Here is a 13,518-nt window from a genome sequence, read left to right as displayed (position 1 = left end):
AATTTATAACTTAAAGCTTAACGACACTAATATCGTTAAGCTTTTTTGATTTATACTGTTTTCTTTTGAGTTTATTTTGCTTGTGCATTTCTGTTGGTGTTAACATATAGTTTGATAAATGCGGTCTAAGGTTGTTATATATTTTGATTGCATTAGTAATTAATTTACTCTTGAGATGAATATTTTCAATATTTTTAGCAATACTGAATTCTTGTTTTAATATACCATTAACTCTTTCTGCGATTGCATTTTCATAAGGATCATATTTTTCGGTCATACTAGCTTTTATATTATTAATCTCTAACAATTCTTGATAGTCATTAGAGCAGTATTGTAATCCTCTATCTGAGTGATGGATTAGCGGCTTTTCTCTGTAGTGTCTATTTTCTAGAGCCATCTCTAAGGCTTGTAATGAGCCTTCTACCGCAAGACTATTAGAAAGATTATATCCAACTATTTTTTTTGAATAAGCATCAGTAACCAATGCTAGGTACGATGGATTGTTTCTTGTTCCAACATAGGTAATGTCACTAACCCAGATCTGTTCTGGTCTGTTTATCTCCATAGTACTTACAATATTTTTATGCTTTCTAAATCTATGATGAGAATCAGTTGTTATATGATAGTTTCTTTTAGGTTTTATAAGCATATGATTTGCTTTAAGTATTCTAAATAGTTTGTCTCTTCCTACATTCAATATCAACAACTCCGATTTGAGTATGTGATATAATTTTCTTGTGCCTAGTTTAGGCATCACGTTACGGATTGCACGCACTAAAGCAATTACCTTTTGTGCAATAGATTGTCTGTAAGCTCTTGATTTAAGTGCTCTATAATAAACCTGTCTATTAAGCCCAAGTAAGTTACAGGTAGAAACTATTGTTTCTTTGTGTTCTTCTTTGAAGTTTTCGATAACTCGGGCGTGTAGTTTTTTCTTATTTGAATATCATATTCTTTCTCTGCCATATCTACCAACATATCGAAGATAATTACTTTCTTATCTGCTCGCTCAGCTAAGTGTTCTGCTCGTGCCTTTTGCTTCTCAAGAAGTTTTACTTTTGCTTCTAATTCGATAATCCTCTGTTCTGGTGTCTTTGTCATAGTGGTAACGGATAGGTTTTCCCAATCAAATGTACCATATTTTCTTAACCATTGTGTGATTGTAGATCTCGCTTGAATTCCATATTTAAGATGGGCATCTAATCTATTAAGTTGGCCAGATTCAATTTCATCAACCAATTGAAGTTTGAAAGAAAGCGAATAATCTTTTTGGCTACGCTTTACGTAACCCGTCTTTGCTATTGTTTTCATTACACTAAAGTTTTAGTGTATCGCTATTTCAGGACGGGACACTTCATAAAAGCAAAAAACCCAAAGCAAAATACTTTGGGTTTTTTATTGTTTATTTTCCAATAATACAATTAAGCTTTAAAAGCTTAATCTATTTATATAGTCAATTATAAATGAATTACTTCATCATATGCATCAGCCACAGCCTCCATAACAGCTTCACTCATTGTTGGGTGAGGGTGAATAGCTTTTAACACTTCATGTCCTGTAGTCTCTAATTTTCTTCCCAATACAGCCTCAGCAATCATATCTGTAACACCTGCTCCAATCATATGACAACCTAACCATTCTCCGTACTTCGCATCAAAGATTACTTTTACAAATCCTTCAGGGTTTCCAGAGGCCTGAGCTTTACCTGATGCAGAAAAAGGAAACTTACCAACTTTTAATTCGTAACCCGCTTCCTTAGCCTGAGCCTCAGTCATTCCAACAGAAGCTATTTCAGGAGTAGCATATGTACAACCTGGAACATTTCCATAATCTATGGCTTCAGGATTTAATCCAGCAATTTTCTCAACACAAGTAATACCTTCTGCAGAAGCTACGTGAGCTAAAGCTGGACCATGAACCACATCTCCTATTGCATAATAACCAGGTAAATTGGTTTGATAAAAATCATTTACAATAATTTTATCCTTATCGGTCGCAATACCAACATCTTCTAATCCTATGTTTTCAATATTTGTTTTTATTCCAACAGCTGATAAAATAATATCTGCTTCTAATACTTCCTCGCCTTTTTTAGTTTTAACAAACGCTTTTACTCCACTACCAGAAGTATCAACCTTAGTAACACTACTTTCAGTCATTACTTTTATACCTGACTTTTTGAAAGAACGTCCAAATTGCTTAGAAACTTCTTCGTCTTCTAAAGGCACTAAATTCGGTAAATATTCAACTATGGTTACTTCAGTTCCCATTGAATGATAGAAATAAGCAAACTCAACACCAATTGCACCAGAACCAACAACAATCATTTTTTTAGGTTGTTTTGGTAAAGTCATTGCTTCTCTATAACCAATAACTTTTTTACCATCAATAGGTAAAAATGGTAATTGACGAGAACGAGCACCCGTTGCCACTATAATATGATCAGCTGAATACTCAGTAACTTTATCATTAGTATCAGTAACATCAACTTTTTTTCCAGCTTTAATTTTTCCAAATCCTTCAATGACGTCAATCTTATTCTTTTTCATTAAGAATTGAACCCCCTTACTCATACCATCCGCAACATTACGACTCCTTTGAATTACCGCAGAAAAGTCCTTATCTATTTCTTTGGCTTTTAAACCATAAGCATCTACATGTTTCAAATACTCATATACTTGAGCACTTTTTAATAGAGCTTTGGTTGGTATACAACCCCAGTTAAGGCAAATTCCACCTAATTTTTCTTTTTCAACAATTGCAACTTTGAAACCTAATTGAGATGCTCTAATTGCAGTTACATATCCTCCAGGTCCGCTTCCTATGATAATTACGTCGTATTTCATTTTGTAATATTTATCTTTTTATTCTTAAATCTTTATAACAGATACTTTATTTAAAAAACTCGATTACAAATTTAATCAAATTTTATTGCTTTTACAGGGTTAATCTTACTAACTATATAAGATGGAATTAACAACATTAGCAAACATAAAATTAATGTACTAATGTTAAGTATTAAGACCATATTAATACTGATATAAACTGGTGCCTCATTTACATAGTAATTTTCAGGGTTTAGTTTAATAAAGCCAAAATATTTTTGAGCTAATAATAAGCCTATTCCAATAATATTACCCCAAAATAATCCTTTTACTATTAGATAAGAGGCGTTATATAAAAATATTTTACGGATACTCCAATTAGAACTCCCTAAAGATTTTAAAATACCAATCATTTGTGTCCGTTCTAAAATTAATACAAGTAATGCCGTTATCATATTAATGCCCGCTATCAATATCATGATGATAATAATGACAATAATATTTGTATCAAGAAGATCTAGCCATTCAAAAATAGGTGCATACTTTTCAGAAATGGTTTGTGCATTGAGTGTTGACCCTACTTGATTATAAACTTCTGTTCCTTTTTCTTCTAATTGATCAAAATCATCTAATATCACTTCAAACCCTCCAATTTGATCTGCTTCCCACTTGTTTAATCGTTGTATAATTTTGATGTCTCCAATAATAAAATTTTCATCAAACTCCTTATACCCTGAATTATAAATACCCACAACCGTTGGCACTCTTCTATTGGGTGGTGAACCGTCATCTTTTATAAAAAACAGGTTAAACTTGTCATTCAATTTCAGATTCAGTCTTTCCGAGATAAATTTAGATATTAAAACATCATTAGATGTTTTATCTGTAATATTTAATAGATGTCCTTCTACTAAGTAGGTTTTGAAAAATGACCAATCAAAATCGGTATTTACACCTTTATAAATTACCCCTTCAAAATTTGACTCCGTTCTAATTATTCCTGCCTTGGTTGCAAAACTTTGAACGTTTTTTATTCCTTCAACATTTTTAAATTCGGGATAGAAATCTTGATTTATAGAAATGGGACTTACAGTAATTTGAGAATTATTATCCTCATAATTCGCAATTTGAATATGACCATTAAAACCGGAAATTTTTTCTTTGATCTTTTTTTGAAGACCAACAGTAGTGGCAATAGAAATTAACATGATAATAATTCCTAATGCAATTGCGGTAATAGCAATTTTTATAATTGATGAAGATATACTACTTTTATGCTGTTTACCAGTAATAATTCTTTTAGCTAAAAATAACTCGTAGTTCAAACCTTATGATAAATTTCAATTTCAAAAATACGTATTTCTTTTGGGTTTCTATTTTGGTTTTCACATTGATTTCATGTAAAGATAAATCCACTAGTGAAAACGCAACAAACAACACCCAAATTAGTCAAAACACAGTACATGACAGCTTGTCACTATCAGATATTTCTAGTGATATAATAATTTCTACACCAGTAAATTACCTGAGTTTAATTAAACAAAAACGTATAGGTATTGTAGGTAACCACACTAGTGTGGTCAAAAATAAAATAAATACTTTTACGCACCTTGTTGACACCTTAATATCTTTAAATATTGACATTAAAAAAGTCTTTGCACCTGAACATGGCTTCAGAGGTAAAGCAGATGCCGGTGAAAAAATTGCTGATGGTAAAGATCCTATTACAGGGTTACCAACAATATCATTATATGGTAAAAATAAAAAACCCTCTTCTGAACAGTTAAAAGATTTAGATATTATAATTTTTGATATTCAAGATGTTGGTACAAGATTCTATACGTATATATCAACTTTACACTATGTAATGGAGGCTTGTGCTGAAGCTAATATTCCTTTAATAGTAATTGATCGTCCTAATCCGAATGGGCATTATATTGACGGCCCCATGAGAGAAGAAAAATATAAGAGTTTTGTAGGAATGCATCCTGTACCTATTGTGTATGGAATGACGATAGGTGAATATGCTCAAATGATAAATGGTGAAAAATGGCTAGAAAACGATGTGAAATGTGACTTAACAGTGATGCCTTTAAAAAACTATACGCATCAAACGCCATATAGTCTACCTATTAAGCCTTCTCCGAACCTACCTAATGATGTATCAATAAATTTATACCCTAGTCTATGTTTTTTTGAAGGTACTGACATAAGTGCTGGTAGAGGTACTGAAATGCAATTCCAAATATTTGGAGCTCCATTTTTACCAAAGGGAAATTTCACTTTTAAACCACAATCAAATGAAGGTGCTAAAAACCCCAAATTTAAAGGCGAGTTATGTTATGGAAAAGACTTAAGAACTGTCAAAAAGTTAAATTCAATTAATTTGGAATGGCTGATAGAAACCTTTAATGAAAGTAAGGATAAGGAGAATTTTTTCAATAACTTTATGCCTAAACTAGCAGGTACAAAAAAAATGCAACAACAAATTGAACAAGGATTATCCTCAGAGGAAATAAAAAAAACTTGGCAAGCAGATATTGAAAACTTTAAAAAAATAAGATTAAAATATCTAATCTATAACTAATGAAAAAGTTACTATTTTTAATAATAATCCTAGTATATAATTTTTGTACGGCACAATCAGCTCCGCCAAAACGACCTTTACCACCTCCTTCTAGTTACCAAAAGCAAAATGACGCTGCTAGTACTATAGCACTTCTATTTTTACAAAAAGAAAAAATTCCTGGTTTAGCCATAGCTGTTTCTAAAAATAATGGTATCACTTATTCAATCGGTTTGGGATATGGAGATCTTGAAAAACAATCAAAAGTTGATCCTGCAAAAACACAATTTCGAATTGCGAGCATCTCTAAATCATTAACTGCTTTAGCCTTGGCTAAACTAGTAGAAGACCGTAAATTAGATTTTAATACAAGTATTTATACATATTTACCTAATTATCCTAAAAAGAAATATGATTTTACAGTAAAACAAGTTGCCGGTCACATTGCAGGAATTAGGCATTATAAAGGAAAAGAGTTTCTACTAAACAAAAAAATGAATATTACTGAAGGCCTAAGTATATTCAAAAACGATCCTTTATTATTTAAACCAGGTACAGATTATAAATACAGTACGTATGGATGGAATTTATTGAGTGAAGTAGTTCAAAAAACTGCCAATCAACCTTTTTCTATTTATATGAAAAATGAAGTTTTTGAACCCTTAAAAATGAATAATACAGTTTTAGAAATAGCAGATTCAATTGTACCTCATAAAACTCAATTTTACAAAAAAACCAATGCTGGTGATATAATTATTGGCCCTGAAGTTAATAATGAATTTAAAGCTGCTGGGGGTGGCTTTCTATCTACAGCAAATGATCTAATTCTATTTGGTAATGAAATTATCAACCCCACATTAGTAGACAATAAAATTGTAACTGAATTGGTCACATCACAAGTTTTAAATGATGGTAAAAAAACCAATTATGGAATTGGATTTGCTACAAATACTACAAAAAAAGAAACGCATCGCTATTCTCATTCTGGTGGTGGTATTGGAGCCTCTTCCCTCCTATTAATGTATCCAGATGAAAAAGTTATCATCGTTATTTTATCAAACTTATCTAATGCTAAAATAAAGGAATTGGGGAATCAATTAGAACAAATATTTCTAAAATAATCATGAAAATTATTTCGTTGGTGTAAAATTACTACATAAATAGGCGATTTCATCGTCGGCCATATTTTCTACATCATCTATAAAAATACTTTTGGGAAATCCAAATTGTTCATCGTATACTACTTCAAATGAATATACTGTTGTTACATCAAATTGTTCTATAAAATCAAAAGCCTCATCAATTGTTTTAGCTCCGTCTAAAACCATTTGGTAGGTTTGCCCCTTATACAGTTTAGAATCATCAAAATAAACAGTGTCCTTTTCGTTATTTATCACTTTAGTCGTCCATTCTAACAACCCACCACAAAAACAAGAGGTATTCTCTTGTATGGTATAATCTTTAAATTGGAGGTTTTTCCATTTGGATTTTGCTATTTCAAAATCACTAATAGCAACTTCATCGTCAGTATCACATGAACTAAATGAAACTAATAAAACCAATAAAAAAAATGTGCTCCGTATCATAGTTATAAATTAATACTTGTATGATGTAAAAAAGAAATATGGTTGCGTAAGAAAATTCCTAACAAATCTTATAAGGGTAATTTTACCTTCAACTTTTCAATTATATTATATACAGCGGGACAAATCTCGGTGTTTTTTAAGGTGAGATTTGTTAACTGAATAAACTTTTTTCTATTTGTATGAGGATATTCACTGCACGCCTTAGGTCTCACGTCATATATCGTACAGGTATTATCACTTTCATCCAAAAAAGTACAGGGTGCTTGCTTTAGTATCATAAAATCATCCTCATCTTTTTGTAAATAAGTTGAAATGAAATTAATTTCCTTCATTCTAAAATGTTTAGAAATTCTAGATATATCCTTATTCGTAAAAATTGGACTTGTTGTTTTACAACAATTTGCACATGTTAAGCAATCAAATTTTTCAAATTCATCATCATGCAACTCCTGCATTGTCACATCTAATTTCTTAGGAGTTTTTTTTCGGAGTTTTGCAAAATACTTCGTTGTCTCCGTTTTTTTCTCTTTACATAACTCTGCTAAATTTTCTGGTGTTGCTCTCATCCTTATTTAAACCAAAGCGTAATTCCCTTAATTTTTGCTAAATCAGGTATTTGCTCCAATTTAATTTTTTGAGTACCAAAATCTTTTACACCTAACTCTTTTTTATCTATAGTAATGGTAGCATTCAGTTCATCTACAAATAAAACAGCTGTACTAAAGGTAGATTGTACCTTATTCACGGTATAATTATCTACAATATCTTTAAAAACTCCCTTAACACCTAATCCTTTCGTCGTCTTATAAGTTTTATCATAAATTTGAATATTCTCAATAGTTGAAGAGGAGTCTTGCTCTGTTTTAGGAACAATGGTTAATAAATGATCTCCTTCCTTACTATATATTAAATATTCATCATAAGATGCTTCAGCAACGTTATCTTTACCTAAATGTGATACAATAGAATCGTTTTTAAATATTGATTTTAACTCTTGTATTTGAGTTGTCCCTGTTATTTTACCTACTTGCTCTTTAGCTATAGTATAATTTGTTTCTTCTTTACATTGAATCATGGTTAACGACACAACACAAATTAATAGTACTAACTTTTTCATAAAATTTTATTTATTTCATTGCTTTTTTTAATATTCCCAAAACACCTCTCATAAATGTAGCACTCGTCAACAATTTAACAATAGGATTCATTCTTGTGCTACTTCTTGTTGAAGTTTTACGACTTTTTTTAGATTTTTCTTCTTTCTCTTTTACTTCTAATTCCTCTGCTCTCTCAATTTTTTCTCCCAATAATTCATAAGCACTTTCTCTATCTATTTCCTCGTTATACTTTTTTGCAATTTTAGATTGAGCAATTAATTCTTTTAACTCTTTATCCGTTAAAACATCCATCCTACTCATAGGAGCTCTTAACATTGTTCTTGCTAATGGAGTGGGAATTCCTTTCTCATTTAAACAAGATACCAATGCCTCACCAATACCCAATTGCGTCAATACTTCAGCGGTATCATAGTAATCAGAATCAGGATAGTTTTCTGCTGTAAGCTTTATCGCCTTTCTATCATTTGCAGTAAAAGCTCTTAATGCATGTTGTATTTTCAAACCTAATTGCGACAAAACATCTGAAGGAACGTCTTTAGGGTTTTGAGTTACAAAATAAATACCAACACCTTTAGACCGTATTAATTTTACAATACTCTCAATTTGATTTAACAATGCTTTTGATGCTTCATTAAAAATTAGGTGAGCCTCATCTATAAAAAGTACTAATTCAGGTCTTCCAGAATCTCCTTGCTCAGGAAAAGTATCATAAATTTCGGCCAATAACTGCAACATAAAAGTTGAAAACAACTTTGGTTTATCTTGAATGTCTGTTAATCTTAAAACAGAAATCATTCCTTTACCGTTATCATCAACTCTAGTTAAATCACTAACCTCAAAAGAACGTTCTCCAAAAAATAATTCTCCACCTTGCTGCTCAATTTCTACAACTTTTCTTAAAATAGATCCTGTTGAAGATGTTGAAATTCGTCCATATTCACTTTCTAATTCTTTTTTACCTTCTTGTGTAGCGTATTGCAATACCTTTTTAAAATCCTTTAAATCTAATAACGGCAACTTATTATCATCACAATATTTAAACAGTATGGCAACGATACCACTCTGAGTCTCGGTTAAATCCAAAATTCTTGATAATAATACAGGCCCAAATTCTGACACTGTAGCCCTTAAACGCGTTCCATCTTGCTCAGATAGGGTTAAAATTTCAACAGGAAATCCTTTTGCTTCAAACGGCAAACCGATTTTAGCATGGCGTTCATCAATTTTAGCATGTCCAGGACTTGCCTTCGCCAATCCACTTAAATCACCTTTTACATCCATCAATAAAACAGGAATTCCCTTTTCAGATAGATTTTCAGCTAAAACTTGTAGCGTCTTTGTTTTACCTGTTCCGGTTGCCCCAGCAATTAAACCATGACGATTCAATGTTTTTAATGGGATATTTACAAAAGCTTCAGTAACTGTTTCTTCGCCTAACATTGCAGAACCTAAAGTTATATATTCTCCTTTCGCTTTATATCCTTCGTTTATATAATCAAAGAATTCATCTTTTTTGCTCATAATTTTTAAGTGTCAATTGAGACTATAAAAGTAAGATTAAAAAATTAAAGTGAGAATCCAAATACTAAAATTATAGCATTATTAACACAATCCGACTATCTTTGCAACATGATAGATGATAAAACGCAACAATTATTAAATAAAGGTGAAATTCTTCCATTAATGGAAGAGTTCTACACTATACAAGGAGAAGGCTACCATACAGGTACAGCAGCATATTTCATTAGAGTTGGAGGTTGCGATGTTGGGTGTCATTGGTGTGATGTAAAAGAAAGTTGGAATGCCGATTTACATCCTGCTACAATGACGAATCTAATAGTCCAAAATGCAAAAAAATATAGCGACACCATAGTTGTTACAGGCGGAGAACCTTTGATGTATAACATGGATTATTTAACAGAACACCTTCAATCAGAAGGATTAAAAACACACATTGAAACTTCAGGTGCATACAACTTAACTGGAAAATGGGATTGGATTTGCCTCTCGCCTAAAAAAAACAAATTACCATTGCAAGAAGTTTATGATAATGCGAACGAGCTGAAAGTAATTATTTATAATAAAAATGACTTCCAGTTTGCAGAAGAACAAGCGAAACAAGTTGGTAGTGATTGTGTTTTATTTTTACAACCAGAATGGAGCAATCAAGAAAAAATGACCCCGATGATTGTTGATTACGTAATGAATAATCCAAAATGGAAAATCTCATTACAAACACATAAATATTTAAATATTCCTTAAAACTAATTAAGCTTTTGCAATATAGCGTTCTGTAATATTAAGAATTCTCTCAAATTGTTCTTTTAAACCCATATCACTATTGTCAAATTCAATAGCATCTTCTGCTTGAATAAGAGGAGAGTCTTTACGGGTAGAATCAATATGATCTCTTTGCTGAACGTTTTGTAAAACTTCTTCAAAACTTACCTTATCTCCTTTATCTAATAATTCTTTATAGCGTCTCGTTGCTCGTTTTTCTGCAGAAGCCGTCATAAATAACTTTAACTCAGCATCAGGAAACACTACGGTGCCAATATCTCTACCATCCATTACAAGCCCCTTATCCTTGCCCATTTCTTGTTGCTGTTCTACTAACTTTCTACGTACAGCAGAAATCGCAGCTACTTTACTTACCATGCGGGAAACTTCCATCGTTCTAATTTCTTTCTCTATATTTTTATCATTCAAATACATCTCTGAAAATTTCAATTTTTCGTTGTACTTAAATTTCAGGCTAATATTTTTAAGATTTTCAATTAACTCTTTCTCCTTTAAAAAATCAGCACTTACATAATTATGTTGCATTGCAAAAAAAGTTACAGCCCTATACATAGCACCTGTATCAACATAAGCATATCCTAATTGCTTTGCCAATTGCTTGGCTATTGTACTTTTACCAGTAGATGAAAAACCATCTATAGCAATAATTATTTTTTTTGACATTATTTATTAAAATTTTTCTTGGCTAAATTAATATTTAAGGTAAATGTATTTGTATTCGTTACCGGATGGTATTTTGTAAACGCATAATTAAATTTTAATCTACCTAATTGTAAACCGAACCCAGCCGATAGTCCAGCAAAAGTTCTACTTTCTGTTAATCGTAATTCCTTACCCCTCCTAAAACTATAGCCTAAACGTAAATTAAACACCTTGTCAGGAAAAAGTTCTGCTCCTACCACCACATGCCTAAAAGCATTATCTAAAAATGAAATATTATCATTTGAAGTTTCGCCATCTATACTTGTTTGACTGTCAGATGGATTCCTTACAGCAACATTCCATTTTTGTAAATTATCAATGGTAATATGCCATTGTAATGGAACATTTGCCAATCTATAGGATGCACCCACAGCAATTTCTAAAGGCAAAGCTTCTCTTTCCTCATCAAAAACATTAATCTGATAACCAATATTTCTTATAACCCCTGATAAAATAAACGGCTTTGTATCATTAAAATAAGTGATGCCGAAATCAACAGCAATTCCATTTGATGTATAATTCTCAATACTAGAACTAATATATTTTAGATTAGCACCAGCGTGAAAATTACTTTTAGGAATTCTATAAGCATAGCCTACTGACAACGCAAGATCTCTTGCCTTAAACGTTCCCGTTTCTTGTCCATTCTCATCTGCAGCTATAAAAGTTCCATAATTTACATAGGTCACTCCAGCATGTAATGTACCTATTCGTCGATTAATTAAGTGAGCCAAAGTTGCTGAACCGTAATTAATATCGGCCAAAAAATCAACATAACTAACAGAAGCCTGATTGTCAATTTCTTTATTAATTGTAGATGGATTCCACAAAGGCTGATTAACATCATCATATAAAGTTAATACTTCACCTCCTAAGGCAGCCTGCCGTGCTGAAGTACTTACATTTAAAAAATTAAATACATTTTCCCCTCCTACTTGTGCGAAAGTAAAGTTTGAAATAGATAGAATCACTATGATAAAAATTTGTCTCATTTGGTTTCACAAAGAAACTAGAAAAATAGGTTATAATGCAATTATTTAATAATATTTTCAATATAAGCAAAAAAAAATCCCCATTATTTTATAATGAGAATTTTCATAAAATTCATTTATTAATTTACAATGAATACCTTCTTCTATTTGTCCAAATTTTTCGTTTTGGTATAGTGCTTGTTACAACATTTGTAGTCATATTTTTTCCGTTTTTTTCTTTTATCGCTTTCATGTGTCTTTACTTATTTTTGTTTTACTATTATTTATTTTTATAGTTTGACTATACTATGTTTGTTTAAATTATGCTGATTTTTCTCAAAAAAATACCTACCATTTCAAATGATAGGTTGTATAAAGGTTACAATTTTAGTGAGTTCAAATAACCCATAAATATCATAAAAAAACCTTCATTAAATTAATAATGAAGGTTTAAAAGAAAGGCGACGACATACTCTCCCACCTAGTGGCAGTACCATCTGCACTGATAGGCTTAACTTCTCTGTTCGGGATGGGAAGAGGTGAGCCCTATCGTTATAATCACCTTAAACTGTTTCAGTTCTGAGTTATCAAAACTGTAAGAGTTGACATATAAAAAATAATGATATAGTAAATCGTAATTAAATTAAAAACAGCTTTTTTATAAAAAAAAAGAGTTTTCACTCCCTGTTAGTTGCCCAACAGGGAGTAAGCGTACATAAGCCTATGGGTTATTAGTACTACTCGGCTATGACATTACTGCCTTTACACCTATAGCCTATCAACGTGGTAATCTTCCACGACCCTTTAAAGAAATCTCATCTAGTGGTGGGTTTCGCGCTTATATGCTTTCAGCGCTTATCCCTTCCCGACGTAGCTACCCAGCAGTGCTCCTAGCGGAACAACTGGTACACCAGAGGTCAGTCCAATTCGGTCCTCTCGTACTAGAATCAGATCCACGCAAATTTCTAACGCCCGCTACAGATAGAGACCGAACTGTCTCACGACGTTCTGAACCCAGCTCGCGTGCCACTTTAATGGGCGAACAGCCCAACCCTTGGGACCTTCTCCAGCCCCAGGATGTGACGAGCCGACATCGAGGTGCCAAACCCCCCCGTCGATATGAGCTCTTGGGGGAGATCAGCCTGTTATCCCCGGAGTACCTTTTATCCTTTGAGCGATGGCCCTTCCATACGGAACCACCGGATCACTATGCTCTTGTTTCCAACCTGATCGACTTGTCAGTCTCGCAGTCAAGCACCCTTATGCCATTGCACTCTACGCACGGTTACCAAGCGTGCTGAGGGTACCTTTAGAAGCCTCCGTTACTCTTTTGGAGGCGACCACCCCAGTCAAACTACCCACCAAGCACTGTCCCCATCACTGGGTTAGGCTTCGAATAAGCAAAGGGTGGTATTTCAACGGTGACTCCACAACGCCTAGCGACGCCGC

13 protein-coding genes and 2 rRNA genes (1 of these 15 running past the window's edge) are annotated in these 13,518 nt (G+C 32.5%); 3 read left to right on the top strand and 12 right to left on the bottom strand.

Features of this window, described 5'->3' with window-relative positions:
• Positions 1–10: 10 nt before the first annotated feature.
• From FF125_RS06085 to FF125_RS06075, 4 genes are all read right to left on the bottom strand, one after another.
• On the bottom strand, positions 11–880 hold the full coding sequence (locus tag FF125_RS06085; protein ID WP_250629744.1) for an IS3 family transposase: 870 nt from the start codon (positions 878–880) through the stop codon (positions 11–13).
• Positions 877–1,311 (bottom strand): hypothetical protein, encoded by a 435-nt coding sequence (locus FF125_RS22075; RefSeq protein ID WP_250629634.1) that lies wholly within the window; start codon positions 1,309–1,311, stop codon positions 877–879. Before FF125_RS22075 ends, FF125_RS06085 begins: the two co-directional genes overlap by 4 nt.
• 146 nt (positions 1,312–1,457) lie before the next feature.
• Positions 1,458–2,846, bottom strand: a complete 1,389-nt coding sequence (lpdA, locus tag FF125_RS06080) for a dihydrolipoyl dehydrogenase (RefSeq protein WP_138948929.1) — start codon at positions 2,844–2,846, stop codon at positions 1,458–1,460.
• A gap of 71 nt (positions 2,847–2,917) precedes the next feature.
• Entirely contained in the window at positions 2,918–4,150 is a 1,233-nt protein-coding gene (locus FF125_RS06075) for an ABC transporter permease (protein WP_138948928.1), read from the bottom strand.
• A 5-nt stretch (positions 4,151–4,155) separates the two neighbouring features.
• On the opposite strand from FF125_RS06075, the gene FF125_RS06070 reads away from it, so the two are divergent.
• Positions 4,156–5,412, top strand: a complete 1,257-nt coding sequence (locus tag FF125_RS06070) for an exo-beta-N-acetylmuramidase NamZ family protein (RefSeq protein WP_138948927.1) — start codon at positions 4,156–4,158, stop codon at positions 5,410–5,412.
• Positions 5,412–6,512: a serine hydrolase domain-containing protein gene (locus FF125_RS06065; RefSeq protein WP_138948926.1), complete on the top strand. Its 1,101-nt coding sequence runs from the start codon at positions 5,412–5,414 to the stop codon at positions 6,510–6,512. Before FF125_RS06070 ends, FF125_RS06065 begins: the two co-directional genes overlap by 1 nt.
• 9 nt (positions 6,513–6,521) lie before the next feature.
• Here the strand turns inward: FF125_RS06065 and FF125_RS06060 are convergent, their stop codons facing one another.
• The 4 genes from FF125_RS06060 to FF125_RS06045 form a co-directional block, all read right to left on the bottom strand.
• Positions 6,522–6,977, bottom strand: a complete 456-nt coding sequence (locus tag FF125_RS06060) for a DUF6174 domain-containing protein (RefSeq protein WP_138948925.1) — start codon at positions 6,975–6,977, stop codon at positions 6,522–6,524.
• Between the two features lie 68 nt (positions 6,978–7,045).
• Positions 7,046–7,543: a YkgJ family cysteine cluster protein gene (locus tag FF125_RS06055; protein ID WP_138948924.1), complete on the bottom strand. Its 498-nt coding sequence runs from the start codon at positions 7,541–7,543 to the stop codon at positions 7,046–7,048.
• A 2-nt stretch (positions 7,544–7,545) separates the two neighbouring features.
• The gene (locus FF125_RS06050) at positions 7,546–8,094 is read right to left on the bottom strand and encodes a hypothetical protein (RefSeq protein ID WP_250629691.1); all 549 of its coding nucleotides are present in this window, start codon (positions 8,092–8,094) and stop codon (positions 7,546–7,548) included.
• 10 nt (positions 8,095–8,104) lie between these two features.
• On the bottom strand, positions 8,105–9,616 hold the full coding sequence (locus FF125_RS06045) for a helicase HerA-like domain-containing protein (protein ID WP_138948923.1): 1,512 nt from the start codon (positions 9,614–9,616) through the stop codon (positions 8,105–8,107).
• 108 nt (positions 9,617–9,724) lie between these two features.
• Between FF125_RS06045 and FF125_RS06040 the strand changes: the two genes are divergently transcribed.
• Positions 9,725–10,357: a 7-carboxy-7-deazaguanine synthase QueE gene (locus FF125_RS06040; protein ID WP_175418876.1), complete on the top strand. Its 633-nt coding sequence runs from the start codon at positions 9,725–9,727 to the stop codon at positions 10,355–10,357.
• A 6-nt stretch (positions 10,358–10,363) separates the two neighbouring features.
• On the opposite strand, the gene cmk is transcribed toward FF125_RS06040, so the two are convergent.
• From cmk to FF125_RS06020, 4 genes are all read right to left on the bottom strand, one after another.
• Positions 10,364–11,059 (bottom strand): (d)CMP kinase, encoded by a 696-nt coding sequence (gene cmk, locus FF125_RS06035; RefSeq protein ID WP_138948922.1) that lies wholly within the window; start codon positions 11,057–11,059, stop codon positions 10,364–10,366.
• Positions 11,059–12,090 (bottom strand): type IX secretion system protein PorQ, encoded by a 1,032-nt coding sequence (gene porQ, locus FF125_RS06030; RefSeq protein WP_138948921.1) that lies wholly within the window; start codon positions 12,088–12,090, stop codon positions 11,059–11,061. The genes cmk and porQ overlap by 1 nt, the downstream gene beginning before the upstream one ends.
• 435 nt (positions 12,091–12,525) lie before the next feature.
• Positions 12,526–12,635, bottom strand: a 5S ribosomal RNA gene (rrf, locus tag FF125_RS06025).
• Between the two features lie 145 nt (positions 12,636–12,780).
• Positions 12,781–13,518, bottom strand: a 23S ribosomal RNA gene (locus FF125_RS06020); it runs 2,142 nt beyond the window's last position.

This window comes from Aureibaculum algae (genome assembly GCF_006065315.1).
In the GTDB taxonomy this organism is placed as follows: Bacteria; Bacteroidota; Bacteroidia; order Flavobacteriales; family Flavobacteriaceae; genus Aureibaculum; species Aureibaculum algae.
The sequence above is the reverse complement of the archived record's forward strand: the minus strand, read 5'-3'. Positions and strand labels throughout refer to the sequence as shown.

What these genes read in the sequence shown, in the direction of transcription:
- FF125_RS22075 (WP_250629634.1), bottom strand. Translation starts at nt 1,311, where the DNA reads ATGAAAACAATAGCAAAGACGGGTTACGTAAAGCGTAGCCAAAAAGAT.
- lpdA (WP_138948929.1), bottom strand. Translation starts at nt 2,846, where the DNA reads ATGAAATACGACGTAATTATCATAGGAAGCGGACCTGGAGGATATGTA.
- FF125_RS06070 (WP_138948927.1), top strand. Translation starts at nt 4,156, where the DNA reads ATGATAAATTTCAATTTCAAAAATACGTATTTCTTTTGGGTTTCTATT.
- FF125_RS06065 (WP_138948926.1), top strand. Translation starts at nt 5,412, where the DNA reads ATGAAAAAGTTACTATTTTTAATAATAATCCTAGTATATAATTTTTGT.
- FF125_RS06060 (WP_138948925.1), bottom strand. Translation starts at nt 6,977, where the DNA reads ATGATACGGAGCACATTTTTTTTATTGGTTTTATTAGTTTCATTTAGT.
- FF125_RS06055 (WP_138948924.1), bottom strand. Translation starts at nt 7,543, where the DNA reads ATGAGAGCAACACCAGAAAATTTAGCAGAGTTATGTAAAGAGAAAAAA.
- FF125_RS06050 (WP_250629691.1), bottom strand. Translation starts at nt 8,094, where the DNA reads ATGAAAAAGTTAGTACTATTAATTTGTGTTGTGTCGTTAACCATGATT.
- FF125_RS06045 (WP_138948923.1), bottom strand. Translation starts at nt 9,616, where the DNA reads ATGAGCAAAAAAGATGAATTCTTTGATTATATAAACGAAGGATATAAA.
- FF125_RS06040 (WP_175418876.1), top strand. Translation starts at nt 9,725, where the DNA reads ATGATAGATGATAAAACGCAACAATTATTAAATAAAGGTGAAATTCTT.
- cmk (WP_138948922.1), bottom strand. Translation starts at nt 11,059, where the DNA reads ATGTCAAAAAAAATAATTATTGCTATAGATGGTTTTTCATCTACTGGT.
- porQ (WP_138948921.1), bottom strand. Translation starts at nt 12,090, where the DNA reads ATGAGACAAATTTTTATCATAGTGATTCTATCTATTTCAAACTTTACT.